This window comes from Methylobacter sp. BlB1 (assembly GCF_015476545.1).
Lineage (GTDB): Bacteria > Pseudomonadota > Gammaproteobacteria > Methylococcales > Methylomonadaceae > Methylobacter.
Genome location: NZ_JADMKV010000013.1, coordinates 1 through 26,983, shown reverse-complemented (window position 1 = coordinate 26,983; position 26,983 = coordinate 1). Strand labels below are relative to the sequence as shown.

The window sequence follows — 26,983 nt, the reverse complement described above, 5'->3', positions numbered from 1 at the left end:
TTTGAACGTTTAGCGAGGTCTTATGAATGCTCCGGCAGCTCTTTACGAATCATCACTGTCTTCTTTAAAACTGCGCGCGCGCGGCAAGGTCCGCGATATTTACGACATTGATGACAAGCACATGCTGATCGTAACGACAGACCGGCTATCCGCATTCGATGTGATCCTGCCCGATCCGATCCCCGGCAAAGGCCGCGTCCTGACGCGCGTTTCCAATTTCTGGTTTGCCAAATTGAGCCATATCCTGCCGAATCATCTGGCTGATATCCCGCTGGAACAGGTCATTGCCGATCCGGCCGAGCGCGCGCAAGTCGAAGGCCGCGCGGTGGTCGTGAAAAAGATGAAGCCGCTGCCGGTCGAGGCCATCGTGCGCGGCTATCTGATCGGCTCCGGCTGGAAGGATTACCAGAAATCGGGCGCGGTCTGCGGCATTCGGCTGCCGGAAGGCTTAAAGCAGGCCCAGCAATTGCCGGAAGCCATCTTTACGCCATCGACCAAAGCCGGCGTCCATGAACATGACGAGAACATTTCGTTTGAAAAAGCCGTGGAGCTGATGGGCCAGGACATAGCTGAAAAAGTGCGAGACGCCAGCTTGCAGCTATATACGGAAGCGGCCGCCTATGCCAAGGAACGCGGCATCATTATCGCCGATACCAAATTCGAATTCGGCCTCGACGAGAACGGCGTCCTGCATCTGATTGACGAAGCCTTGACGCCCGATTCATCGCGCTTCTGGCCTGCCGATGAATATCAGGTAGGCATCAGCCCGCCCAGCTTCGACAAGCAATATGTGCGCGATTACCTCGAGACGCTGGACTGGGATAAAACGGCGCCGGGCCCATCCCTGCCGGCCGAAGTGGCCGAGTTTTGCGCGGCCAAATACCGAGAAGCGGAAGCTCGGTTAACGCAAGGTTAATCCCTACAGCAGCCCGTGCTCGGCAAACGAGTACGGCTGCCCGTCCCCGATAATGAAGTGGTCCAGCACGCGGATATCAAACAAAGCCAAAGCCTGCTTGAGCTTCTCGGTAATCTGTCTGTCAGCCTGGCTGGGCTCGGAAATGCCGGAAGGATGGTTGTGAGCGAAGATGACTGCCGCGGCATTGTGATGCAGCGCCTGCTTGGCCACTTCCCTGGGATAAACGCTGGCACTGTCAATGGTGCCCCTGAACAGTTCGTCGAGCTTTATGACCCGGTGCTGATTATCCAGGAACAAACAAGCGAACACTTCATAGCTGTAGCCGCGCAAATGCGCACTCAGATAGGCTCGGGTAATATCCGGGCTGGTCAGCGCATTGCCACGCTGCAGGATTTCCTTGAAATGACGCCGGGCCATCTCCAGCACGGCCTGAAGCTGTGCGTATTTTGCGCTTCCCAGACCATTGCCCTGGCAGAAGCGCGATAAATCGGCATCCAGCAGCGCCTGCAGCGAACCGAAGTCGGTCAATAATTCCCGGGCCAGATCGACGGCCGATTTGCCCGGCGTGCCGGTACGCAAAAAAATGGCCAGCAGTTCCGCGTCGGTTAACGCTTCCGAACCGCGTTGCAACAGTTTTTCCCGGGGCCGCTCTTCGGCAGGCCAGTCCTTGATAGCCATAGGTATCTCCTTATGCTGATGAGAATTTAAGCATAGAAGAATTTTTCCAGACTTGCCATAATAATGCGTTTATTAATTTTCCAGGTGCTTCCCATTAACACGCATATTTTATTGGCTGTCTGCGGCGGCATCGCCGCTTATAAGTCGGCTGAACTGGTCAGATTGCTGCGTAAAAAAGGCGCCGATGTGCGTGTAGTCATGACGCGTTCCGCCATGCAGTTTATCAGCCCTTTGACGTTTCAGGCGCTGTCCGGCAATCCCGTGCATACCGAACTGCTCGACGCCGAAGCGGAAAATGCCATGGGTCATATCAATCTAGCGCGCTGGGCCGACAAGATCGTTATCGCTCCGGCAACGGCGGATACAATCGCCAAGTTGAGCCACGGTCTGGCTGACGACTTGCTGTCGACGCTCTGCCTTGCCGCCACCTGCCCCATTTATATCGCGCCGGCCATGAACCAGGCTATGTGGCACAAGCCCGTCACGCAGGAAAACATCCAAAGACTCATCGCCTATGGCGCAACGATAATTGGCCCCGGCCAGGGCGAACAGGCCTGCGGCGAAACCGGCTTCGGCCGCCTGTCCGAACCGGCTGAAATCTGTGAGCGTTTATGGGCCGAACCTACAGGTCAGCATTTGCATGGCAAGAAAATCCTGATCAGCGCCGGCCCCACGCGCGAGCCGCTTGACCCGGTGCGCTACATCACCAACCGCAGCTCCGGCAAGATGGGCTATGCGTTGGCCCGCGCGGCGCTCAAAGCCGGCGCTCGGGTGACGCTGGTCAGCGGACCGGTTGCCCTGACGCCGCCAGCCGACGCCGACGTGGTCAAGGTGGAAACGGCGGCGCAAATGTACGAGGCTGTCATTTCCAGAGCCGAGACGCATGATATTTACATTGGAGCAGCGGCCGTCGCCGATTACACGCCTGCCACAGTGCAGCCTGAAAAAATCAAGAAACAGGACGAGCAGACGATAATAACGCTGCAAAAAACCCGCGATATTCTGGCCGAAGTCGCACAGTTGCCTAACCGGCCGTTCACAGTCGGCTTTGCCGCCGAAACCCATGACCTTGAATCCTATGCGCTCGGCAAGCTGGCCGCCAAGAAACTCGACATGATCGCAGCAAACTGGGTGGGCCGCGATCAAGGCGGCTTCGACAGCGAACAGAACGCCTTACAGGTTTTCTGGGCAACGGGTCAGCAAACCCTGGCCATGACGGATAAAACTCATCTGGCGGAACAATTAATCAGCTTAATCGCAAAGAGATGTGATGAAAAAAATACAGCTTAAAATTCTGGATGATCGCCTGGGCAAAGAAATTCCTTTGCCGGACTATGCAACGGCAGGATCGGCCGGCCTGGACTTGCGCGCCTGCCTGGACGGGCCGGTCGAATTAAAGCCCGGCGAAACCGTGCTGATTCCGACCGGACTGGCCATCCATATCGATGATCATCAACTGGCGGCGGTTTTATTGCCGCGCTCTGGCCTGGGGCACAAACACGGCATTGTGCTGGGCAATCTGGTCGGGCTGATCGATTCCGACTACCAGGGCCAGGTTTTCATATCATGCTGGAACCGCGGCGATACGGCTTTCACCATCAACATCGGCGAGCGCATTGCGCAAATGGTTTTTGTGCCGGTCGCCCAGGTGTCGTTTGAACAGGTCGTTGAATTTGACGAAAGCGCCCGAGGCGCCGGCGGGTTTGGCCATACGGGCCGTCATTAGTCGCTTTTTAGTAGAGATCAAAAAATGGAACGCATCTTCGCGTGGCTATCGGCAGTAATTATCCTGATGATTTTGAGCGTTGGCGCCGGCGTTTACTGGATATCCGCATCGGAGGTCGCACAGGCAAAACAGGGCGCCGCGGCCGCGCAGGCGCAAGGAGCGGCTTTGGCGCTATCCGAACAGATTGCGGCCCGGCAACGCATTCTCGATAAAATGGCGCAAGATCCGGAGGTGCTGGCCGCCGTTTCCAGCACCGATCCTGCCCTGTTGGGCGCAGTGGCCGCAAAACTGGAAAAACAGGTTCCCGATGCCTTGAAAATCCGGGTGCTGTTGCCCGGCGCCAGCGAACTGGATGAAAAAAGCGTGCCGCGCATGGGGTATGCCGATCTGGATATGGTGCGCGAAACCTTCAACCGAAGCCAGCCGGTCGCCATACAGGGCGATCAGGGGCCCGACCGGCATTTGGCCATGACGAGCAGGATCATGCGCAATGATCAGGCCATCGGCGTTATTCTCGCCAGTCTGAGCTACGACTTTATCAATAAAAGCCTGCAAGCCATGCCGGCCAAGGGCAGCTACCTGGAATTAAGGCAAGCCGCCCTGGTACTGAGTTCTTCCGGCAGTCAGGCCGCTGGTGAGCTCGATGTCAACGAGAAAATAAACGTCGCGCATGCGGACTGGCAGCTTCATTATGGCTATCCGACTGGCGCGGATGTTCATGAATTGTCGATGATAGCCGGCTTTACCGTCATTATCGCGCTGTTTGCCGCGCTAGCCTTCTTTGTCGGCTACCGGAAGTTATCGGAATTGCTGAATCAGGATATCAGCATTGTGCTGAAAGCTTTCAAGGACATGATTACCCATAAATCTCTCGGCAATTATCCGGTCTATTTAACTCAAATGCAGGGCGTTATCCCAACACTGGCGCAATACAAACGGGTCATGGAAGGTCATGATGATCAAGCTATCACTATAGATCAAGATGAAGCATTCGAATTCGATGATGTTCTTGGCGGACCGGTGAATTCCGGTTTGCATTTGTCGGTCATTGAAGAAGACCTGCCTGATGCGCAGCCTGCCCAGGCCGCTGCCGTGGCGGCAAAAGCAATCGGGAAAGACCTGCCGAAACCAACTGAGATGCCCGACGCCCTGGCGGCCATTTTCAGGGCTTACGACATCCGCGGCATTGTCGGCAAAACGCTGACTGAAAAAGTGGTTTACGATATTGGCCGCGCGCTAGGGACTGAAGCTCGGCAGCACGGATGCAGAACGATTGTCGTAGCACGGGACGGCCGGACGTCAAGCCCTTCCTTGACCGAGGCGCTGGCTGACGGCATTCTTGCCACCGGCCAAAATGTGCTGGATATCGGCATGGTTCCTACGCCCACACTTTATTACGTGGCCAAGCATACCGAAGGCCAGTGCGGCGTCATGATCACGGGCAGCCATAACCCGGCCGATTATAACGGACTGAAGATGGTCATCAGTGGCGAAACGCTGGCCGAGGACAGAATCCAGCAGCTTAAACAGTGCATCATGAGCCAGGCCTACGCCACCGGCGAAGGCAGGATAGAGCGAAACACCCTGCTCGCCAATGAATATATCGGCGCGGTTGCCGAGGATATTCACATAGCCAGGCCAATGCGGATAGTGCTGGACTGCGGCAACGGCGTCGCTGGTGAGTTAGGCCCCGTACTGTTAAGAACCATCGGCTGCGAAGTCATCGAATTATTCTGCGATGTCGACGGCACGTTCCCTAACCATCATCCGGACCCCGGCAAACCGGACAATCTGGCCGACCTGATCGCATCGGTCAAGCATTACCAGGCGGACCTGGGCATTGCTTTCGACGGTGACGGCGACCGGCTGGGTGTAATCGATTCAAACGGCAAAATCATCTGGCCGGACCGGCAAATGATGCTGTACGCCAAAGATGTATTGGCCTCGAACCCGGGCGCTGAAATTATTTATGATGTCAAATGCTCGCGGCATCTGCCGGCACAGATCGTACAATCCGGCGGCAGGCCCGTGATGTGGAAAACGGGCCATTCGCTGATGAAGGCAAAGCTAAAAGAAACCGGCGCGAAGCTGGCCGGCGAAATGAGCGGCCATATTTTCTTCAATGACCGCTGGTTCGGTTTCGATGACGCCTTATACTCGGCCGCGCGCCTGATAGAGATACTGTCGGCCGATACACGCACCAGCGCCGAGGTGTTCGCCGATTTCCCGGACAGCGTCAATACGCCGGAACTGAATATCGAGCTGGCGGAAGGCGAAAACTTCAAATTCATAGAAAGTATGTTCTCGGCGGCCAACTTTACCGGCGGCAAAATTACCAATATCGACGGCATGCGCGTGGATTTCGTCAACGGCTGGGGACTGGTGCGGTCGTCCAACACGACCCCGTCGCTGGTCGTCCGCTTCGAGGCGGACAGCAAATCCGCCCTAAGTGATATTCAGGCGCAATTCAGACAGCTCATGCAGAAAATCAAGCCGGATATTGTGTTACCTTTTTAATAGTGGAAAATCAAAAACTATGCAGAAAAAAACAGCTCACCAAATAGCGGATGTCCTGATCGAGGCATTGCCCTACATCCAGCGCTTCAAAGGCAAAACCGTCGTGGTCAAATTCGGCGGCAATGCCATGGTCGATGAGGCGCTGAAGCACAGCTTTGCCCGCGATATCGTGCTGATGAAACTAGTCGGCATCAATCCCATCGTCGTTCATGGCGGCGGTCCGCAAATCGGACGCTTGCTGGAAAAAATCGGCAAAACCTCGAACTTCATCGACGGCATGCGCGTCACCGACAGCGAGACCATGGATGTGGTGGAAATGGTGCTGGGGGGGCTGGTCAACAAGGAAATCGTCAATCTGATCAATATGCACGGCGGCAAAGCGGTCGGCCTGACCGGCAAGGACGGCAATTTTATCCGCGCCAAAAAAATCGCGCTGAAAAAATCGGCGCAGGAGGCACAAGCGCCGGAAATCATTGATCTCGGCCATGTCGGCGAAGTCAGCAGCATCGATCCGAGCGTGGTCGACATGCTCGGCAACAGCAATTTTATTCCGGTCATTGCCCCGATCGGGGTCGGCGAAGACGGCTTTTCCTATAACATCAATGCCGATCTGGTGGCGGGAAAAGTAGCCGAAGTTCTGAAAGCCGAGAAACTGATCCTGTTGACCAATACCGCCGGCATTCTCGACAAGCAGGGCGAACTGCTGACCGGCCTGTCGATAAAAGACATAGACGACCTGATCGCCGACGGCACCATTTCCGGCGGCATGATCCCTAAAACCCGCTGCGCCACCGATGCGCTCGAAGGCGGCGTGACCAGCGTACATATCATCGACGGCCGCGTCGATCACGCCGTGCTGCTGGAACTATTCACCGACCAGGGCGTCGGCACATTACTGATCAGTCACTAGCAACGCGGATTCGATATAAGGTCTGAATGCAGACCTTATATCCCAAACCTTCTGGCTGGCGCACAGCTCCACGCCCAGCGATGTGTCCCGGCAATGGACGTCCAGAAAAAGCTGCTGCCTACCGTTGCCATCGTCCGTTCTTGAAACAGACAAGCTCAGATCGCCGTCCTTGGCAGGCGCCTTGCTCATGATCAGCTTGTCGTTATCGATATCGGCGTCGGTTGAGGCGTGCGTATTGATAAAGTGATGGGCGCTGGTCCAGGCTTTCGCGCATTGTGCCTCGCTGTCGCAGATGAAAAGCCCCAGTTCCGGCATCTTGTTTTGCGCTGTTTCGGCATTTGCGGCCGGCGTGCCATCGCCTGATTCGATTAAGAATTTATAGCGCTCGACGTCTGCTGCATTTTGCGCTTGGGCCTGTTGCATCTTCTCCGACTGCTTGTCTATTTCTGCCTGCGCGAGCTGAATTTGCGCCTCGGCGGACTTGATGCGGTCCAGCAGAGTTGCCGGGGATTTCTCGCCGTTGCGCTCATGCGCCGCGGCCAGCTTTTGCTGGGCCTCCAGCTGGCTTTCGAGGCGCTGCAGATTGCTCTGCAGTAAGCTTTTCTGGATCTCCAGCGTTTTCATATTGTTTTCCAGCATCGCCTGCATATCGTCGAGGCTGCGGAAAGTGCTGAGCAAAACCTGATCGTGCGATTTTTGCTTGGCGATCATTTTCTCCTGCGCTTTCCTGAGCGCTTCCAACTGCCGGTCCTGCGCCTGCTGCTCTTTTGTTCTGGCTTGTGGCGTAACATCAACCACTCTGCCCTTTTCATTGAGCGACTCACGGCGGTATCCCGCATGTTCCGGCGGCACCTGATCGGAAAAGAAAACATTGCCGTGCTCATCCACCCATCGGTACATTTTTTTGGCCAGCGCGATCTGGCTACTGAGCAAACAGATCAGACCGGCTAAACAAAGGCTTACTGTAGAAATGCGCATTGACATAGATTCATCGACGATCTTTACGGAGTTGAAACACAAAGTAAAGATAGCAGATATCCATGGCTTTGCCCGAGCCGGGCTTTAGCTTAACGAGATATCAAACCGCAACGGTTCGGGCAAATCAGGCAATTTACGCGGCGAGTCAATGGCAACGCGCTTTTCCCGGCCCGATTCGCCCGATATGAGCGTGCAGGCGGATTTGCTGACGCCAAATTCGCCTGCTATGAATTTGAGCAAATGCTGATTGGCCCTGCCGTCAATCGGCGGGGCCTTGATTCGCAGCTTTAGCCGGTCACCGTGCAACCCCGCCCATTCGTCCTTGCTGGCTTTAGGTTGAACATGGAGATTCAGGGTCAAAACGCCCTGTTCATAGAAATACCAGTTCATCCGATCAAACTGGCCAATTCCTGCAACGGCGGCAAAATAAGCATTTTTGCCAGTTGTAGCAACAGCAGCGCGACCAGCGGCGACAGATCGATACCGCCCAGGTCGGGAATAAAGCGGCGGCAGACATTGAGCAAAGGCTCAGTCAGACTGTACAGGATGGAGGCAGCTGCATTGAACGTGCCCGGATTCAGCCAGCTGAGCAGGGCTCTGGCAAACACGGCGAAGATGAAGATATTGATCAGTAGCGAAACCAACTGCGTCATCGACAATATCGTCAATGCGCCGATGCCGATCGATACGCCTTTCAGCATCAATATGGAGAAATCGGCCAGCATCTGCAGCGCCAGCACCAGCACCAGCGACGAGGTATCGATTTTGCCGATAGGCGGCACAAAGCGGCGCAATATCCTCAGAGGCGGATGCGTCGCCTTGACCAGAAACTGGGAGATCGGGTTGTAAAATTCGGCGCCGCACCACTGCAGCAGAAAACGCAGCATGACCGCCAGGATATACAGGGAAAACAGCGTATCGATGATAAAAATAGCCGGGTTGGTTACATAAGTAGAGTCCATCAACTGTTCTCCATTGGTTTAGACATTTCGATAGAGCGGTCCCTTGCGGCATGCATGGCCTTTGAAACCAGTTCGGTGAATCCGCCCTGCTCAAACGTTTCTATGGCACGCTGCGTAGTGCCGCCCGGCGACGTCACGCGCTTGCGCAACTGTTCCGGCGATTCGGACGATTCCAGGGCTATTTTGGCGGCGCCCAATGCCGTTTGCTGAACCAGCAGGCGCGCGGTGTGTTTATCCAGCCCCAATTCCACGGCGGCTTTTTCCATAGCCTCCATAAGCAGAAAGTAATAGGCGGGACCGCTGCCTGAAACGGCAGTTACGGCATCCAAATCGCTTTCATCGTCAACCCATAGCGAAATGCCGACCGAACGCATGATGTTTTCGGCCAGATCCCGCTGCGCCGCAGTGACATTACGGTTGGCATGCAGCCCTGTAGCGCCGGTCAAGACCAGAGCCGGCGTATTGGGCATGCAGCGGACGATGGCCGTATCGGCGCCCAGCCATGAACTGAGGCTAGCCTGAGTGATGCCGGCCGCAATGGATACGACCAGAGGTTTCTTGTGCTGAATCAGGGCAGCCACGCTTTCGGCCACCTGGCGCAGCACCTGCGGCTTGACGGCCAGCACAACGACTTCCGCTTCCTGAATGACGGTCTCGTTGTCTGGCGCTATATTGACTTGCAGGTTGGCCGCCAGAGAAGCCAATTGGTCCTTGTTGATATCCGACACCCAAAGCTGCTGCGGGGAATGGCCGCTGGCAATCAGTCCACTCATCAGACTGGACGCCATATTGCCGCCGCCGATAAAACCTATTTTTTGTGTTTTCATGTGTACAGTGTATTTGGTTAGGGTTAAAAGTATTTTAACCTATATAGGGTCTGTGCAATCAATCACAAGTCTTTTAATATATGCGCCGCTGTGCTGCCTTAAGCGCTCGCCATTACCACAGAGCCCATGATTGAAACCATTTATATTGAAGAAAACATCCGCAAGCACGCCCGCGTTATCGATATTACCGCCCGTTTTCCGCACGCCCGGATCATTACCTGCGAGCGTTATGCCCAGGTCTTTAATCCCAAGTCCCAGAATTTCCGGCTGCAAAAACAGAAACCGGCCCTGATTCTGGCCGAGAAATACAAAAATTTCGTGCTCGAGGCGCCCGCCGGCTACGGCATCGGGGCGGCGAGAAACTATTATTTCTCGCACATGCTGAACTGCTTGTATGACTGCCGTTACTGTTTTCTGCAAGGCATGTACCAATCGGCCAATTATGTGCTGTTCGTCAATTACGAGGATTTTCAGCAGGAAATCAGGCAAGTCTGCCATGCTGCGCCGGCCGATCCGATCCATTTTTTCTCGGGCTACGACTGCGACAGCCTGGCGCTGGAGCCGGTCACGCGCTTTGCCGAGCAGTTTCTGCCGGTTTTCGAGACCATTCCGAATGCCTGGCTGGAGTTAAGAACCAAAAGCACGCAGGTCAGAAGTCTGCTGGCCCGCGAACCGGTTCCGCGCTGCATCGTCGCCTTCAGCCTGTCGCCCGATGAGATAGCGGCCAAGGTCGAGGCCAAAGCGCCGCCTGTGCAGCGCCGTCTCGAAGCTTTGCGCCGGCTGCAGGCGCAGGGCTGGCTGGTGGGCCTGCGTTTCGATCCGCTGATTTATCAGGCGGGCTACCGGCAACAGTACCGGCAACTGTTCGAACAGGTCTTCGCCAGCCTGGATTTAAACCGGCTGCATTCGGTCAGCCTGGGCGTTTTCCGGCTGCCGGAGGACTATTTCAAAAAAGTGCACAATCTTTATCCCGAAGAGAAACTGTTCTCTAGCCCGATGGTCACTCAGAGAGGCATGGTTTCTTATCGCCAGGATCTGGAGCAGGAAATGATGCAATACTGTACGGAGCAATTGTTAACTTATATTCCTGAAAGCAAATTTTTTCCATGCACACTGTAAAACGCACCGTGCTGGTTACAGGCGCCAGTTCGGGCATAGGCCGCGCCATCGCCAGAAACCTGCTGAACCAGGGCCATCATGTGATCGGCCTGTCGCGCGACCGTACGCGCTTTACTCGGTCTATGACAAACTTCAGTTCCGTCCAGCTAGATTTGAGCCAGTTGCATGAACTGCCGCAAAAGCTGCGCGAACTGGCACAGGCTTTCCCCGATATCGATACGGTAGTCTTTTCGGCCGGCCGCGGACAATTCGGTTCGGTCGAAGAGTTCTCTTACGAGCAGATCGAAGCGCTGATGACCATAAACTTTACCAGCCAGGCTTTTCTGACGCGCGCCCTGCTGCCTTCGCTGAAACGCAAAGCGCGCAGTGATCTGATTTTTATCGGCTCGGAAGCGGCGCTAAAGGGCAGCCGCAAGGGAGCGGTCTATTGCGCCAGCAAGTTCGCCGTGCGCGGCTTTACTCAGGCTCTGCGCGAAGAGTGCGGCCGAAGCAACGTGCGCATCTGCCTGATCAATCCGGGTATGGTTAAAACAGAGTTTTTTGAACAGCTGTCCTTCGAGCCGGGCGATGAGGCCAGCAATTATCTGGTACCGGAAGACATAGCGGAAACGGTCGCCTACGTACTCAATTCCCGCACCCAGATCGTCATCGACGAGATCAATCTGAATCCTTTGAACAAAGTCGTCAAGTTTAAAAAATGCTGACGCGGCTGATTGTCTACTTTGCTTATTTGCTAAGGGCATCGCCACATTACGGGCATACCAAACAGTTTTTCTATAACTTGCTGGAAAACCCGCACAGCCGGCTGAAAACCTATTTTGATGTATTCATGATAGGGGTAGTCGTGCTGAGCGTTTTACTGCTGCTTTATGAAGCTGAAAAAGCACCCGATGCGGCAGCCCTGCTGATCGAACAGTCAATAGTCGCACTGTTTATTGTCGAATATCTGCTGCGCGTCTGGCTTTGCAACGATAGCCATAAAATCATTCTGGACCAGTATGAAAGAGCCGAATATTTAAACATTCCGTTTCGCCTTGGCGCGGCTTTCAAGCTGATTCTTGCCAAGAAAATCGAGTATATGCTCACGCCTCTGGCCCTGATCGATTTGCTGGCCATCCTCCCCAGTTACAGAGCCGTACGACTGCTGCGCCTGTTCATTATTTTCAGGCTGTTCAAGCTGTTCCGCTATTTCAACAGTGTTAAATTATTCGCTTCGGTCCTGACCAGCAAGCGTTTTGAGCTTTATACACTGGCCATCTTCCTGGGCTTTTTGATCTTTATCGGCAGCACCGGCATTTACTTATTCGAGAACCCGACCGATGGCGGTAACATCCAGAACCTGTTTGACGCCTTTTACTGGTCTATTGTCACGCTCTCGACGGTCGGTTATGGCGATATCACGCCGCAAACGCCGGGTGGACGGCTGATCGCGATGGCGCTGATTTTCACCGGGCTGGGTGTCATATCTTTTTTTACCTCGATCATCGTGTCGGCATTCAGCGACAAAATGCATGTCATGCGCGAGAACAGAACTTACACCGAGCTGAGCCGATATGACAGTTTTGTTATAATCTGCGGCTTTGGCCGGGTCGGACAGCATATCGCCAGACAGCTCGAAAAAGACAAACTGCATTTTGTCGTTATTGATAAACAGGAAGCCAATGCGTTAAAAGCCAATGAACTGGGGTATCTGACCATTCACAGTGATGCCAGCGAGAATGGCGTGCTGGAGCACGCCGGCATCAATAAAAAGGCCACGGCGATTTTATGTACGACCGGCGATGACGTCACAAATGTTTACATCACTTTGACCAGCCGCCATTTAAATGCAAACATCCGGATTATCTCCCGGGTCAACAATCCGCAAAATGTGAAAAAATTCTATCAAGCCGGAGCAACCAGTGTCATTCAGCCTTTTGAAATAGCCGGCATGGCAGCTGCCGAATATGTCGGCCAATCGGTCGCTTTTGAGGCTATTTTGGGTATCATCCATGAAGAAAAACCTATCGTCATAGAAACGGTGCCTGTACATGCCGGCTCTTTTATTGAGAATCTGAAAATTTCTGAAATTGACTTTGAGCAAAGAAAATTGATGCTGGTCGGTATCATCAGTACAAATCCGATGCATCTTATACACAAGAGCAGCTATCCGATAAAAAACCAGTGTTTTTATTTCAATCCGGCCCCCCATTTTGAAGTACAGGCAGGAGATCTTCTGGTGGTTATAGGCAGGCGCTACGGCATTGACTATTTTCGCAATCAGATAGAAAGAAGCCGCTTGAAAATAGGCCGAAGACTATGAAGCGCATTGCCGTATTCGGTTACAGCATCATGTCGCTGGAAACCATGCGCCGTTTGAATCAATCACTATACCGCATTATTTTTATCGGCAATAATGATACGGAAGCAAGACTGATTTCAGAGCAGGGTTTTGAAGCGGCCGTCATTGATTTTCGCGACGATGATGCGCTCAAAGCCATCGGCATCGGCGAGAATATCGATGTCATCTTCTGCTTTTATCCCGATGATGCCGACAATGTGTTCCTGACGATTTCGGCGCGCGCCCTTGCCAAGAATCTGACTATTATTGCCAGTGTCGATGCACCGGAATCGGCGGAAAAATTACTGTCTGCAGGCGCCGACAAGATTATCGACCCCTACGAAATCTGTGGCAGAAAAACGCATGAAATGCTGACTAAACCCGATATCACAACATTGCTTGATGATACCGTGTTCGGACGGCATGATTTGAATATGGCGCAGGTAGAGATCGTGAAAGGGTCCTGTCTGGAAAATACCAGGCTCAGTGATTTAAAACTTCATACGAAATACAACCTGATCCTTATCGGCGTAGTCGATAAGGCAGTAGGCAAGGCATTGCATTTTGCAATCGGAGAGAAAGAACATAGTCTGGATGCGGGCGATGTTCTGGTGGTCATGGGCCCGGCACGGGAAATTCGATTATTTAAAGAAGAAGTTGAAGCATGTACAAATTACTAAAATTTAATTCGAGAATCTGGTTTTTATTAGGTTTCCTTGGCTGCGCTACATTGCTGGCGATAGGCGCTTACCTGCAGTTTATTGAAGAACAGGAACCCTGCCCGCTGTGTATCTCGCAGCGTATCGCCATTCTAATGACCGGTATCGTATTTTTAATCGCCGCGGTGCACAACCCTGGCCGGACCGGCATAATGGTTTATTCGATTATAGGCGCACTGACCGCATTGGCCGGCGCGTCCATTTCAACGCGTCACGTCTGGCTGCAGCATTTGCCGCCTGAGGAAGTGCCGGAATGCGGCCCTGGACTCGAATATGTTTTCGATAATTTCCCTTTGTCCGAAACCATCAAGTTAATGCTGAGCGGCACTGGTGATTGCGCTCAAGTATCGTGGACATTGCTGGGTTTAAGCATTCCCGAGTGGACATTGATCGCTTTCTTAATGCTGGCATTGTTGAGTCTGCTGCAAATCTGGAATTCTGAGAACCGATAGCCAGATCAAAAAATCAGCAGGCATGAACAATCCAAGGGAAGCGCTTCGGTAACCCTATGCGCTGCTGAATTCCCGCTACAATTATGCTCAATAACTACATTAAAATTTATTATTGGCCATGGCCAATAAGCGAGATCAAAATAATGAAAAAAATTTTACTGGCGCTATTGCTGGCTGGCAGCTTCTCGTCTTCGCAAGCCGCCGACGAGAACAGCACGTTGCCTAAAGCCGTTGCCGGCGCTCATCGGTCCGCCGAGCACAAAGCCAGGGATAAATACCGGCATCCGCAGGAAACGCTGGAATTCTTTGAAGTCAAAGACAATATGACCGTCGTCGAAATCTGGCCCGGCAGCGGCTGGTATACGGAAATCCTGGCGCCTTATCTGAAAAAACACGGCAAACTGTATGCGGCGCATTTTTCAGCCGATGCCGAGGAACCTTATTTCAAGAAAAGCCTGAATGAGTATAAGGCCAAACTGAAGAAACATCCGGATCTGTACGGCAAAGTCGAGTTAACGGAGTTGCAGCCGCCCGAAAAAGTGAAAATAGCGCCGGACGGCTCGGCCGATCGGATTTTAACGTTCCGCAATGTCCACAACTGGATGAAGGACGGTCAGGCATCAACGGTATTCAATGCCATGTATAAAGCCCTGAAGCCCGGCGGTATCCTGGGCGTCGTAGAGCATAGGAACTCCCCTAAAAAACTGCAGGACCCGAGCGCCGCCTCCGGTTATGTCAGCGAGGATTATGTCATTGCACTGGCCAGAAAAGCGGGATTTGAATTTCTGGGCAAATCCGAAATCAACGCCAACAGTAAAGATACCAAAGATTATCCCGAAGGCGTCTGGACCTTGCCGCCAGCTTTGAAACTGAAACAACAGGACCGCGAGAAGTACCTGGAGATCGGCGAGAGCGACAGGATGACGATTAAATTCATCAAGCCCAGATAACAGGACAGACGGCCGGACTCAGCCGGCCATAATTTGACAGGCCGAGCCATGATTTCTGTTAATTACACACATCAAGCCGGCCTCAAATAAATTCAGCAAGCAATATCTGATCACTGCCAGATATTTCTTTACAAGACTTTGAAATATAACAGAATAATATTTTTGACTTAAAATTATGCAGGCCAAAAAACTGTATTAAAAACGGTCATTAAGCTGATTTAGAAACCGGTTACCCACAGAGTTATCCACAGCTTTTGTGGATAACTCATTGGCTGAACCATAGGCCTGATTGCAATAGAGACCGGAAATGGTTGCATGGGCGGCTATTTGCCCTTCTGCGAACAATAACTATAAACCCCATTTAACCACTATGGCCAAACCGCCCGGCGGGAGCGAACTGATTTTTAGAGTCGCCATTCCCGCGCCTTTCTATCGATTGTTTGATTACCTTGCCCCGGCCGAAACGGGTCCCGGCCCCGTCCTGCCCGGCATGCGCCTGGAGGTGCCTTTCGGCAAAGGCAGCAAAGTCGCTTTTCTGATTGCAATAACGCAGCACAGCGAGTTCGACAACAGCAAATTAAAACGCGTTACGCGCATTCTGGACGCCGAGCCGCTGCTGTCGTCCAAAGACTTGCGCCTGCTGCACTGGGCCAGCAGCTATTACCATCACCCTTTGGGCGAAGTTTTCAGTGCCGCCTTTCCAGTCTCGCTGCGCCAGGGCAAGCCGGCCGAACTGCATGTAGAAAAGTGCTATACCTTGACAGAGCAAGGCATAGCTATCGACAGCAACCGGTTGATTCGTGCGCCCAAACAAAAAAGCGTCCTGGAAAAATTTCAATGCCATGCCGGCAGCCTGTCCGAAACCGACTTGTCGTTATGGAATGAAAACTGGCGGCCGGCCGTGAAAGCCTTGGTCGACAAGCAACTGCTTGAAATCAGTCAGCCTGATGCTGCGCCCGGCAATGGCTTACTGGTTCGCGACAGCGCGCTGCAGTGTAATGCGCAGCAGCAAGCAGCCATTGATGCCGTCTGCGAATCGCTGGGGCAGTTCGCTGTTTTTCTACTGGAGGGCGTGACCGGCAGCGGCAAGACCGAAGTATACATGCAGATTATCCGGCACGTGCTCGAGCGCGGCCAGCAGGTGCTGGTCCTGCTTCCGGAAATTACGCTTACGCCGCAGCTTGAAGAACGGTTCCGGCAGCGTTTTGCCGTCACCATTGCCGTGTCGCATTCCAAGTTGACCGACGGACAGCGGCAAAACGCCTGGCTCCAGATGCAGCAAGGCGTCTGTTCAATTTTGCTGGGTACCCGCTCGGCATTATTCACGCCGCTGAAAAATCCCGGCCTGATCATTCTCGATGAAGAGCATGATGCCTCGTTCAAACAACAGGAAGGCTTTCGTTTCTCGGCGCGCGACGTCGCGGTCGTGCGCGGCAAGCTGCTGAATATTCCGGTTTTGCTCGGCTCCGCAACGCCGTCGCTGGAAAGCCTGCATAATGTCGATCGACGCCGTTACCACCTGCTGCATCTGCCTGAAAGAGCCGGCAATGCCACGGCGCCGATCCTGCAACTGCTCGATATCCGCAACAAGCGCATGCAGGAAGGTCTGTCCGAAGCATTGATTGAGGATATCCGGAAAACCTTGTCGAGAAAAGAACAGGTTCTGCTGTTCCTGAACCGGCGCGGCTATGCGCCGACCTTGATCTGCCATGGCTGCGGCTGGGTTGCTCGCTGCCGGCGCTGCGACGCCAATCTGGTCATCCATTATGACGAAAGTTTGCTGCGCTGCCATCATTGCGCCCAGGAACAACCATTGATCCAGAGATGTGTGGCCTGCGAAACCGGCGAACTGACGCCGCTAGGCCTGGGTACCGAGCGCGTCGAAAAAGTACTGGCCACACTGTTTCCGGATAGAATGATCGTGCGCCTGGATCGCGATTCGACTCAGCGCAAAGGCACACTGGAAAACTATCTGCAACAAATCAACCAGGGTCTTGTGGATATCATACTGGGCACGCAGATGCTGGCTAAAGGCCATCATTTTCCGAATGTAACGCTGGTGGCGATCCTCGATGTCGACAGCGGCCTGTTCAGTATCGATTTCCATGCGGCCGAAAAACTGGCGCAGATGATCGTGCAGGTTTCAGGGCGGGCCGGACGCGCCGAAAAGCCCGGCAAAGTGATCATGCAGACCCGCAAACCCGAGCATCCCTTGCTGACGACATTGATCAGGCAAGGCTATAGCGACTTCGCCAGAACGGCTTTGGCAGAGCGCAAAGAGGCTGCCTTGCCGCCTTTCAGCTATCAGGCGCTGCTGAGGGCGCAGGCCCTAGACGGTAAAATGCCGCCTTTGTTTCTGGAAGCGGTGGGCAAGCTGGCCCGGCAATACAGCCAGGGCCATATCCAGATCCTGGGCCCGGTTGCGGCGCCCATGACCAGGCGCGCCGGACTTTACCGCTACCAATTGCTGTTTCAGAGCACAAGGCGACAAGCTTTGCATGCCTTGCTCGATGGCTTGATGCCGGAAATTGAAAAACTCAAGCAGGCCAAAAAAGTGCGCTGGTCGCTGGATATCGATCCGGTGGATCTATATTGATGTTGTTTGAATGGATAATCAGATGATTTTCATGGATAATGTGGCACTTATTTGATCTACTTACCGCAATGAAGCAATGAAACAAAAGATAGAGGCACTTATCCTGCAAGCCGTTGAAACACTTAAAAATCAAGGTGTTCTGAGTCAGGAAATTACCCCGAGCATTAACATTGAACGCACCCGTGATCCGCAGCATGGCGATTTTGCTTCAAACCTGGCATTGACCCTGGCTAAGCCGGCAAAATCAAATCCCCGACAACTGGCCGAGCAAATTATGGCCGCACTGCCCCAGCATGAGGCGATTACCAAGGTTGAACTGGCCGGCCCGGGGTTTATCAATTTCTTTATCAATGCCAACGCCCAGTATCAGATTATCAAACAGATTCATGATGAAGGCCGTAGTTTCGGTTTGAGCACTATCGGCGCCGGCCAAAAGGTTCAGGTTGAGTTTGTTTCCGCCAATCCGACCGGGCCGCTGCACGTAGGCCATGGCCGTGGCGCCGCTTATGGCTCGGTCGTTGCCGATTTGCTGGAAGCAGCCGGTTTTGATGTGCACCGCGAATATTACGTCAACGATGCGGGCCGCCAGATGGATATTCTTGCTACCAGTATCTGGCTCAGGTATTTGGAAGAATGCGGCGAAGTGGTCAATTTCCCAAGCAATGGCTATCGCGGCGAGTATGTGCGTGATATCGCCTGGGACATTCATAAAAACGCCGGCAATGACTATCGCAGGCCTGCAGAGCTGGTGTTTGAAAATATACCGGCAGACGAACCGCATGGCGGCGATAAGGAAGAGCATATTGATGCGCTGATTGCCAGAACCAAAACCCTGCTCGGGCCGTCGCTGTATCGGGACCTTTTTCAAAACGGTCTGGACACGATTCTTGACGACATCAGGCTTGATCTGCAAGAGTTTGGTGTCGACTATCAGGAATGGTTCTCGGAGCGTCAGTTAATGGATGACGGTTCGGTGCAGCAAGCACTGGAGCGCTTGCTCGCCGGTGAGCATCTTTATGAAAAGGATGGCGCGACCTGGTTTGCATCGGCCAAGCTGGGCGATGAAAAAGACCGGGTTGTGGTCAGGGAAAACGGCCAGACCACCTATTTCGCTTCCGACATCGCCTACCACATGAACAAGCTGGACCGCGGCTTCGATCGCATCGTCAATATCTGGGGCGCCGATCATCACGGCTATATTCCCAGAGTCAGAGCGGCTATGACCGCGCTGGGCGCTGATGAATCCAAACTGAAGGTTCTGCTGGTGCAGTTCGCGGTGCTCTACCGCGGCGAGGAAAAAGTCCAGATGTCCACGCGTTCCGGCGAATTTGTCACATTGCGGCAACTGCGCAACGAAGTCGGCAAGGATGCGGCACGTTTCTTTTATGTCATGCGCCGGTCGGAACAACATATGGACTTCGACCTGAAGCTGGCGACCTCAAGGTCTAACGAAAACCCCGTGTTTTATGTGCAGTATGCTTATGCCAGGGTGTGCAGCGTATTCCGGCAACTTGACGAAAAGGATTGGGACAGAAATCTGTTGCTGGGCATGGATAATCTGGATCGGCTGACCGAAGAGCACGAAACCGATCTGGTCGCCACGCTGGCGCGCTATCCTGAAGTGCTGGAGCGCGCGGCGCTTCAGTATGAGCCGCATCAGTTGATCCAGTATCTGCGCGAGCTGGCGACCGAGTTTCATACGTACTACAATGCCCATCAATTCCTCGTTGAGGATGCCGCGCTTCGCGACGCCAGATTGAATTTGATCAGCGCCGTGAGACAAGTCCTGGCAAACGGATTGGGACTGCTGAAGATCAACGCTCCTGAAGCAATGTGATATATGGCCATAGACTACAAACATAGAGCAACCCAGGGAAGAACAGCGCCGCGCGGGCAAAAACCCAGTCGTCATGACAGTGCCGGAGTTTTTAAATGGATGCTTATCACGGCGCTGATTATTGCTTTTGTAGTCTTTTTGGCTTATTTGCGCAGCACGGGCTCTAAGCAAAGCGACATCCCGCAGATTGCGCTATCGGCAGCAAAACCCGACAAAACTGAGCCGGCCAAAAAAGAACAGGCTCAGCCAAAGAAAGCAGCCGAGCCCGTTCATCAGCCGCCGCAGTTTGATTTCTACACGATCCTGCCGCAAAAGGAAGTGGTTGTGCCTGATTATGAAATCAAGACGCGCGCGCGCGAAGAGCTCATCGGCAAAATCAAGGAACCTCAAGATAAGGCACAGGCTATGGAGAGCCAAAATAAAGATGCCCAGCATCAGGATAAAGGCGCTCAATATATGGTACAGGCGGGCTCTTTCAGGGAGTTTCAGGAAGCCGATAAATTAAAGGCCAAACTGGCCTTGATGGGCATTGAATCGCGCGTCGAGAAGGCGAAAGTCGGCGGCAATACCATCTGGTATCGCGTTAAAATGGGACCTTATGGCCATATGACCAGCGTCAATACGATCAGGACCCGCTTGAGGCAGAACGGCATCGATGTCATAGTAACCGAGTCCGGCCGTTAATCCGTGGCGCAGCTATTAAACGCAGTAGCTGCGCCTGACAGTCTCAGGTTGCCCCTTCCTCTTTATCCTCATCAAGCGCCATATCGGAGATCTCTTTTAATCTGAAAATGGCTTTGTAGTTAATACTGTTTTCTGGATAGTTGCCTTCACTATCCGGTGAACCGGCTAACTGATCAGTCAGTAACTCCAAGGTTTCATTGACATTGGATACCGCGTAAACGGCAAACAAACCTTGAGCAACCGCATCCACGACTTCCTGCTTTAGCATTAGGTTACGTTTATTGGCGGCCGGAATGATAACGGCATGCTGGCCATTGAGGCCGCGCCCTTGGCAAAGCCGGAAGAACCCTTCTATTTTTTCATTGACGCCGCCTACGGCCTGGACTTCCCCATATTGGTTAATCGAACCGGTCACGGCAAACGTTTGCTTGATCGGCGTGCGAGTCAGCGCCGAGATAAGACAGCAAAGTTCAGCCAGCGCCGCGCTGTCCCCATCGATATAGCCGTAGGATTGCTCGATCGCGATGCTGGCCGAGATGGCTAATGGAAATTGCTGGGCGTAACAGTCGCCCAGATAACCGGTCAAAATCATCACGCCTTTCGAGTGTATGGACTGGCCAAGCTCGGCTTCGCGCTCAATGTCGACGATGCCCCGGGAGCCCGGATAAACGGTCGCAGTGATGCGTGCAGGTGCGCCAAAACTGCTGCCGCCCACTTCCAGCACCGTCAGACCGTTGATCTTGCCAATCGCCGAGCCTTCGGTATCGATCAGTATCGTACCGACGAGCATTTCTTCGAGGACATCCTGGGACAGTTTACCGTTACGCTGCTCTCTTGCCGCCAAAGCCTGTTCGACATGCACTCTGTCAATCTGATCGGCCTGGGCTTTATAGCAGAACAGATTGGCTTCGCCGATGATGTCCAGCGAGTCATTGATACGTGCAGAAAGATGGTACTGATTTTCGGAAAGCCGGCAGCTATGTTCGATCAGGCCCTCAATAGCGGCACGCGACAGCGGCTTTGCCCCCGAGTCCGCGGCATGTTTGATCATCAGGATGGCAAAGCGCTGTATCGATTCATCAGTCAATTGAATATAGCTGTCAAAATCGGCCAGCACTCTGAACATTTCGTTAAATTCGCTATCCAGCTCTTCCAGCAGATAATAGATCTCGGGAGAACCGACCAGGATGACCTTGACATTCAATGGGATCACCTCGGGCTTCAAGGTAATCGTATTAATGCCCAGTTCCGAATAGGGCGACTCGATTTCAATGCGGCCCGACTTCAGGGCTCGTTTAAGCCCTTCCCAGACGAAAGGATAAGTCAGCAGTTTTTCGGCATCCAGAATCAGATAACCGCCATTTGCCCGATGCAGGGAACCGGCGCAAATCCTGCGATAGTTAGTAACCAGCGTGCCTTGATCGCTGACATATTCAATACGCCCGAACAGGTTTTGATAAATCGGATGAGATTCAAAAACAACGGGGGCGCCACTGTCCTGCTTGTAATCGACCAGAATATTGGGCATATAAAGCTCGGTCAGCATGAGCCGCTTGGCGGAAATATCTTTCTGTTCCAATGATCGGCCCGGCATCAGATAATCGGTAATTGTGATAACCAGGTTTTTTTTGATTTCGTCTAAAAACGTAACAGCGTCGTCAATATTCTGGTATTTATCGTCCAGCTCTGAAAACAGCGGCTCTATAGCCAAGCTGATCGTATCATTGTCGAGTTGCCTGATTTTTTCCACTGTAGCTCGGCGCCACTGGGGCAGTTCTATCAATACATCGCCCAGATAGTCTTCCAGCTCTTCCACGTGTTTATGAAAAACTTCGCGCTCCGATTGCGGCAGCTGCATAAACAGATCTTCATCCAGCGACTTATCGTCCTTGATAGGTGCAAATGTAATGGAATCGTTTTCTCTGAACAGAGCAATATTCAGAGACAGGGCCTTTTTTTCGACCAGATCAATGGTGCTGTTATAGCGCTGATTAAATTGACGCTCAATCGCGCTCTTCTTTTGCTGATAAGCAGGGCTTTCAAAGACAGCCGGAAAAGTGACCAGCAAATTGTCGATCAATCGCTCTATATCCTTGCAAAGTTCTTGTCCATGCCCGGCCGGCAATTCAACTTTGACTGGCTCCCTGGGATTCTCGAAATTTTCCACATACGCATAGGTTGGCGGCGCGGGTAAACTTTGCACAGTCGTATCAAGATGATTGGTGATCATGGTCAGCCGACCGCTGCCATGGTCGCCCATGACAAAAATATTGTAGCCGGGATTGCGCATCGTAACGCCGAATTCCAATGCCGACTGGGCGCGGGCTTGACCTAAAATAGTAGCTTGCTGCCTGGGAGCTTCCGGCAAGTCGATATGAGACAAATCAACATTTAATTTCAATGATTCAAGTGGAAGCTTTAGCGTAGTAGACATGGATAAAAATAACATCCCAAGGTTGCAAGGTGATCGGCGATTTTAGCATGTTGCATAGGAATTCCGGCAACACCGAAACAGTTAGACATGCAACGTATCCTGAAAATATGCTGCAACCGGCAGCCAGTAAATAATTTGCCGATGCAGTTTTAATAATCTTGTATAAAAATTCTTAGATAATAGACCACTTTGCAGGATAATCCCCGCCATCGACAACATCTGCTCTCGCGCTTGTGTACAATAAGATTTTTCATTAAAAACTGATATGAACGATTTTTCAGCTAGCAAAACCCGCCTCTGGTTGCTGCCGGTCCTATCCGGCATTTTTATCGGCACCAGTTATATTCCTTTTCCGCCTTGGGCGTCTTTATTCTGTTTCGTGCCGCTGTGGATTTTCTGGAACCGGCAAACCAGCCTGAAAGGTGTTTTCTTGGGTGGATTGGTTACGTCCTTCATTTTTACACTGATCGGTTTTAACTGGGTCACTTATCTTTTGCATGAATTTGCGCATCTGGATTGGCCCGTAGCAGTCCTCGGCATGTTGCTCTATGCACTGATTGCGCACTTGTTTGTCCCTGTGGCGGGCATGTTGTGGTTTTGGGGGCGGCGCAAGTTCGCTTGGCCGGAACGGCTTTCGCTAGCGTTAATGGCATTGATCACCATTATATGCGAAGCTTACTCGCTGACCTTGTTTGACTGGAATTTCGGTTATTCCTGGTATGGTGCCGGCGTGCCTGTTTACCAATGGGCTGAAGTGATAGGCTTCAGCGGCCTCAGCGCTCTTACATTATTGTGCAATCTGCCGCTTTATATCGCCTGGCAAAAACGCCGACAGGCCGCCGGTAAAAGAATTCTGATGGCCGTAGTCTGGGGTTTTGTCTTGCTGAACGCCGGCGGTTTTTGGCTTAAAAACAGATTGCCTGAACCGGATGCTTCTTTTAAAGCGTTATTGGTCCAAGCCAACATCGGCAATTCGGAAAAACTCGCCGCCGAATTAGGCAGAGGCTATAGCCAGGAAATACTTAAACGATATACTGATCTGACCGATCAAGCGCTTAAAACAACAGAAACAAAAGTCGACTTTGTACTGTGGCCGGAAACGGCTTTTCCGGCACTGTTGGGTGAAGACTTCAAACTCGATCCACATCCGGCTCAATTGAGCCAATTTATCAGCGAGCGCGAACTGCCGCTGATTACCGGAGCCTATAGCGTCGACAGAGCCTCTCGGCTAATTACGAACTCGCTGTTCGTGCTCGATAAAAACGGTGAAATAGTGTCGCCTCATTACAGCAAATCCATCTTGCTGGCTTTCGGCGAATATATTCCCGGTGAACAATTCTTCCCGCAGATTCGCAACTGGTTGCCGCCGACCGGTCATTTTGCACGCGGTCAGGGTCCGACTGCCTTATTGCATTGGAATGGTTACAAGATGGGGCCGCAAATATGCTATGAAAGTCTTTTTCCCGGATTCGCGCGCTCCCTGGCTGAGCTGGGGGCTCAGTTCATTGTCAACGTCACGAATGATGCCTGGTACGGCGCCTGGCAGGAACCCTATCAGCATATGTATATGACGCTGGCGCGAGGTGTCGAATTCCGAAGACCTGTGCTCAGAGCGACCAATACCGGCATTTCTACCGTATCTCTGGCATCCGGAGATATTCTGGAGCGTTCTCCATTACACCAAGCTTGGGCCGGCGTTTATGAAGTCCCTTACCTGACAAATCCGCCAGTCACTTTTTATCAAGAATGGTTCTGGTTGATGCCTTCTCTGCTTTGGACTGCGCTGATTGTGCTCATCGGCATAGGAGTCCGTAATCGTTATCAAAAGCAATGAGATTTTGGTCGGTTTGCCCAACTATTTCTTGCTCTTCAGCATGAGTAAGGTGTAATGTTCGGAACGGTGGGAAAACATCCGATTCCGGTATCAGTTTTTTATCAGGGAATCGGAAGCAAAATGAGGTTCTTCGTGCCGCTGCTACGAACACTAGCTGAGAATTTCCAGACAGAAAAGTAAAATTTTCACAGTCTGCGGAAAAATGTCGTATCACAACTTTTTGGTAGCACATGGCATTTTATTAATGGGGTAAGGGGCTAAAACCTCATACGGAAATTAATATTGGACTAAAAGGTACAATGCATGAAGACGGCAAATCCAAAGGCATATAGAAACTACTTCCGTCAAAGAACGGCAAACCAATGGCATAAAATCGAAGCCGAAGCCGGAATTCCCGGAGCGATCAGGCCGTTTCTGGCTGGTAACTGGAAAATGAATATGATTCCCCTATCAGGTGTCGCCCTTACGGCAAGAATCCTGGATATCTGCCGCGGAATAAGAGATGTCGATATAGGCCTTGCACCTCCTTACACAGGACTTTCTACCCTGGCCGATTATATTAAACCGGATTTTCTCAGGACAGAATATGGTTTAGGCAGAAATGTATTTCTGCTGGCGCAAGATACGTTTTTTGAATCCAAAGGCGCATTTACCGGAGAAATTTCGCCCGAAATGCTGGGAGCCATCGGGGTCGATCGTGTCATAATTGGCCATTCGGACCGCAGAGCCAATCTAGGGAAATATTATGGTTTTGCCTCTAGTGTGGCCAGGCGTCTGACAGACAGCTTTCTTTCCGACAAGTTGAAGAAACTGAAAGCAAAAGACGGTGCCGATGCTCAAGTTATAGCAACTTTGGAATACCTAGTCGCCAAAGAGAATCGTAACCTCCTGACTGGATTGTCCCGATTTTTGGAAGAAGAATTAAGAGAGCGAGCCGGAGAAAGCGATCAATCCATTCAGCTAAAAATCCAGGCTGCTCTGGGCCAAGGGCTACAGGTCATTCTTTGCTGTGGTGAGAACAGAGAAGCCAGACTCGCAAATGAAACGTTCAGCTTGCTGGACCGGCAATTGCGAATGGCGTTTGAAGCCGTCTCGCCCAGAGCTGTCAGCGAAGTAATTATCGCTTACGAGCCGGTATGGGCTATCGGTGAAGGAGCAAAACCCGCCACATTAGAGCAGATAAAAGAAGTACATGATTTCATTAGAAATCTCATTATGGACCTGTACGGCGAGCAAATCGCTTCATCCATAAGGATCCTGTACGGTGGAAATGTGAAGCCCGACAATATTGTCGATATCATGAATATTTCAGGTGTTGATGGAGCCTTGGTCGGCGGGGCGAGTTTGAAGGCCAATGATTTTGCCTCAATAATAAGATTTGGCCTGGATTCTTAAAACCTTGGCCTAGCCAGACTATAGAGCTTATGCCTTTAAGGCTAAGCATCGGATATTTCTTTGTAGAACCCTCTTTAATTTCTCATTGAAGAGGGTATTTCTCCTCATAAGCAAAAAGCAATTCCTCCAACCAACTGTTGTGCATAAATATCAGGCTTTAACGTGCGTTGCAAAACCAACAGACATCAATGCTTAGCAGTCAAATTAACAAAGATGCCTGTTTCTGTGATGTTTTGGCTAATCCATAAAATGATTGAACAATTGAATTATGGAAGCATCTTAAAAAAGAAGTCAGGAATTTTAATTTAGCATTCGATATATTCTTTCTTAGTACGTGCGAAAGAGGTTATAAATATTTTTGATTAGGAGAGAGCTTAATGCCAAAAGAAAGCCGACCAAATTCTGAGGATAAACTAACTCCAAACGAAAAATATCCTAAAAGCCCAATGCCCGCCCAGCACCAGGAACGCCCCGGTGTTGAAGCGCAAATAACGCCACGACCACAATATCTTGCACCTGATTACAAAGGCTCGAACAAATTAAAAGATAGAGTCGCCTTGATTACCGGCGGCGATTCGGGTATTGGTCGTGCCGTTGCTGTACTTTTCGCTCGTGAAGGTGCGGATTCCGCAATAACCTTTCTTCCATCTGAACAGATCGATGCTGAAGAAACTCAGCGGCAAGTCGAAAAAGAAGGTCGCCAATGCCTGTTAATTTCGGGCGATGTAACCAGTCTGGAGTTTTGTCAAAATGCTGTTGAAAAAACAGTCCATGAATTCGGCAAATTGAATATTTTAATCAACAATGCAGCTTATCAGCATAATCAGGAATCAATCGAAGATATTTCTGATGAACAATTTGATACCACTTTTAAAACCAATATTTACGGCTACTTTCGCATGGCAAAGGCAGCGCTCAAACATCTGCAAGATGGCGATGCCATTATCAATTGCGGATCAATTACCGGTCTGGAAGGGAATAAACACCTAATTGACTATGCCTCTACCAAAGGTGCCATTCATGCTTTTACTAAATCACTGGCGCTGAATTTGGTCGAGAAAGGTATTCGCGTCAATTGCGTTGCTCCAGGCCCCGTCTGGACGCCGCTCAATGTCGCCGATAAACCGGC

The 26,983-nt window shown here is 51.9% G+C and carries 23 protein-coding genes; 17 read left to right on the top strand and 6 right to left on the bottom strand.

From position 1 onward, the window contains the following. Positions 1–22 precede the first annotated feature (22 nt). On the top strand, positions 23–916 hold the full coding sequence (locus IT781_RS07095) for a phosphoribosylaminoimidazolesuccinocarboxamide synthase (RefSeq protein WP_194969445.1): 894 nt from the start codon (positions 23–25) through the stop codon (positions 914–916). Between the two features lie 3 nt (positions 917–919). On the opposite strand, the gene radC is transcribed toward IT781_RS07095, so the two are convergent. Beyond that, positions 920–1,594, bottom strand: coding sequence for a DNA repair protein RadC (gene radC / locus IT781_RS07090; protein WP_194969444.1), 675 nt, complete (start codon positions 1,592–1,594; stop codon positions 920–922). Positions 1,595–1,657: 63 nt separating this feature from the next. On the opposite strand from radC, the gene coaBC reads away from it, so the two are divergent. From coaBC to argB, 4 genes are read left to right on the top strand one after another with little or no spacing between them, the layout of a single operon-like run. After that, complete coding sequence (coaBC, locus tag IT781_RS07085; protein WP_194969443.1) at positions 1,658–2,884, top strand: bifunctional phosphopantothenoylcysteine decarboxylase/phosphopantothenate--cysteine ligase CoaBC; 1,227 nt, start codon at positions 1,658–1,660, stop codon at positions 2,882–2,884. Next, the gene (gene dut / locus IT781_RS07080; RefSeq protein ID WP_194969442.1) at positions 2,865–3,320 is read left to right on the top strand and encodes a dUTP diphosphatase; all 456 of its coding nucleotides are present in this window, start codon (positions 2,865–2,867) and stop codon (positions 3,318–3,320) included. Before coaBC ends, dut begins: the two co-directional genes overlap by 20 nt. Before the next feature lie 24 nt (positions 3,321–3,344). Continuing rightward, entirely contained in the window at positions 3,345–5,837 is a 2,493-nt protein-coding gene (locus IT781_RS07075) for a phosphomannomutase/phosphoglucomutase (RefSeq protein ID WP_194969441.1), read from the top strand. A 19-nt stretch (positions 5,838–5,856) separates the two neighbouring features. Continuing rightward, a complete protein-coding gene (gene argB, locus IT781_RS07070; protein WP_194969440.1) occupies positions 5,857–6,747 on the top strand; it encodes an acetylglutamate kinase in 891 nt (296 codons plus the stop codon). Here argB and IT781_RS07065 read toward each other — a convergent pair. The 4 genes from IT781_RS07065 to proC form a co-directional block, all read right to left on the bottom strand. Beyond that, a complete protein-coding gene (locus IT781_RS07065; RefSeq protein ID WP_194969439.1) occupies positions 6,730–7,725 on the bottom strand; it encodes a DUF4124 domain-containing protein in 996 nt (331 codons plus the stop codon). The genes argB and IT781_RS07065 overlap by 18 nt on opposite strands. Before the next feature lie 84 nt (positions 7,726–7,809). Further along, complete coding sequence (locus tag IT781_RS07060; RefSeq protein WP_194969438.1) at positions 7,810–8,115, bottom strand: DUF167 family protein; 306 nt, start codon at positions 8,113–8,115, stop codon at positions 7,810–7,812. Next, positions 8,112–8,687 carry a YggT family protein gene (locus tag IT781_RS07055; protein WP_194969437.1) on the bottom strand — a complete coding sequence of 192 codons (576 nt, stop codon included), beginning with the start codon at positions 8,685–8,687 and terminating at the stop codon, positions 8,112–8,114. Before IT781_RS07055 ends, IT781_RS07060 begins: the two co-directional genes overlap by 4 nt. Next, positions 8,687–9,514 carry a pyrroline-5-carboxylate reductase gene (gene proC, locus IT781_RS07050; protein ID WP_194969436.1) on the bottom strand — a complete coding sequence of 276 codons (828 nt, stop codon included), beginning with the start codon at positions 9,512–9,514 and terminating at the stop codon, positions 8,687–8,689. Before proC ends, IT781_RS07055 begins: the two co-directional genes overlap by 1 nt. 126 nt (positions 9,515–9,640) lie before the next feature. Between proC and IT781_RS07045 the strand changes: the two genes are divergently transcribed. The 9 genes from IT781_RS07045 to IT781_RS07005 all read left to right on the top strand — a co-directional run bounded on the left by IT781_RS07045 (position 9,641) and on the right by IT781_RS07005 (position 20,191). Continuing rightward, positions 9,641–10,633, top strand: coding sequence for a spore photoproduct lyase family protein (locus tag IT781_RS07045; protein WP_194969435.1), 993 nt, complete (start codon positions 9,641–9,643; stop codon positions 10,631–10,633). After that, on the top strand, positions 10,621–11,337 hold the full coding sequence (locus tag IT781_RS07040) for an SDR family oxidoreductase (protein WP_194969434.1): 717 nt from the start codon (positions 10,621–10,623) through the stop codon (positions 11,335–11,337). Before IT781_RS07045 ends, IT781_RS07040 begins: the two co-directional genes overlap by 13 nt. Further along, the gene (locus IT781_RS07035) at positions 11,331–12,935 is read left to right on the top strand and encodes a TrkA family potassium uptake protein (protein WP_194969433.1); all 1,605 of its coding nucleotides are present in this window, start codon (positions 11,331–11,333) and stop codon (positions 12,933–12,935) included. The genes IT781_RS07040 and IT781_RS07035 overlap by 7 nt, the downstream gene beginning before the upstream one ends. Beyond that, on the top strand, positions 12,932–13,633 hold the full coding sequence (locus tag IT781_RS07030) for a TrkA family potassium uptake protein (RefSeq protein ID WP_194969432.1): 702 nt from the start codon (positions 12,932–12,934) through the stop codon (positions 13,631–13,633). Before IT781_RS07035 ends, IT781_RS07030 begins: the two co-directional genes overlap by 4 nt. Beyond that, the gene (locus tag IT781_RS07025) at positions 13,618–14,124 is read left to right on the top strand and encodes a disulfide bond formation protein B (RefSeq protein ID WP_194969431.1); all 507 of its coding nucleotides are present in this window, start codon (positions 13,618–13,620) and stop codon (positions 14,122–14,124) included. The genes IT781_RS07030 and IT781_RS07025 overlap by 16 nt, the downstream gene beginning before the upstream one ends. Positions 14,125–14,267: 143 nt before the next feature. Then, the gene (locus tag IT781_RS07020) at positions 14,268–15,074 is read left to right on the top strand and encodes a class I SAM-dependent methyltransferase (protein WP_194969430.1); all 807 of its coding nucleotides are present in this window, start codon (positions 14,268–14,270) and stop codon (positions 15,072–15,074) included. A 370-nt stretch (positions 15,075–15,444) separates the two neighbouring features. Next, entirely contained in the window at positions 15,445–17,670 is a 2,226-nt protein-coding gene (locus IT781_RS07015; protein WP_194969513.1) for a primosomal protein N', read from the top strand. Between the two features lie 76 nt (positions 17,671–17,746). Continuing rightward, complete coding sequence (gene argS / locus IT781_RS07010) at positions 17,747–19,507, top strand: arginine--tRNA ligase (protein ID WP_194969429.1); 1,761 nt, start codon at positions 17,747–17,749, stop codon at positions 19,505–19,507. A gap of 3 nt (positions 19,508–19,510) precedes the next feature. Next, positions 19,511–20,191: an SPOR domain-containing protein gene (locus tag IT781_RS07005; protein WP_194969428.1), complete on the top strand. Its 681-nt coding sequence runs from the start codon at positions 19,511–19,513 to the stop codon at positions 20,189–20,191. A gap of 43 nt (positions 20,192–20,234) precedes the next feature. Here the strand turns inward: IT781_RS07005 and IT781_RS07000 are convergent, their stop codons facing one another. Beyond that, positions 20,235–22,625, bottom strand: a complete 2,391-nt coding sequence (locus IT781_RS07000; RefSeq protein WP_194969427.1) for a Lon protease family protein — start codon at positions 22,623–22,625, stop codon at positions 20,235–20,237. Between the two features lie 265 nt (positions 22,626–22,890). On the opposite strand from IT781_RS07000, the gene lnt reads away from it, so the two are divergent. The 3 genes from lnt to IT781_RS06985 form a co-directional block, all read left to right on the top strand. Next, the gene (lnt, locus tag IT781_RS06995) at positions 22,891–24,459 is read left to right on the top strand and encodes an apolipoprotein N-acyltransferase (RefSeq protein WP_194969426.1); all 1,569 of its coding nucleotides are present in this window, start codon (positions 22,891–22,893) and stop codon (positions 24,457–24,459) included. Positions 24,460–24,762: 303 nt separating this feature from the next. After that, entirely contained in the window at positions 24,763–25,854 is a 1,092-nt protein-coding gene (locus IT781_RS22710) for a triose-phosphate isomerase (protein WP_194969425.1), read from the top strand. 377 nt (positions 25,855–26,231) lie between these two features. Then, positions 26,232–26,983, top strand: a 752-nt coding sequence (locus IT781_RS06985; RefSeq protein ID WP_194969424.1) for an SDR family NAD(P)-dependent oxidoreductase, incomplete at its 3' end; no start/stop codon positions are given.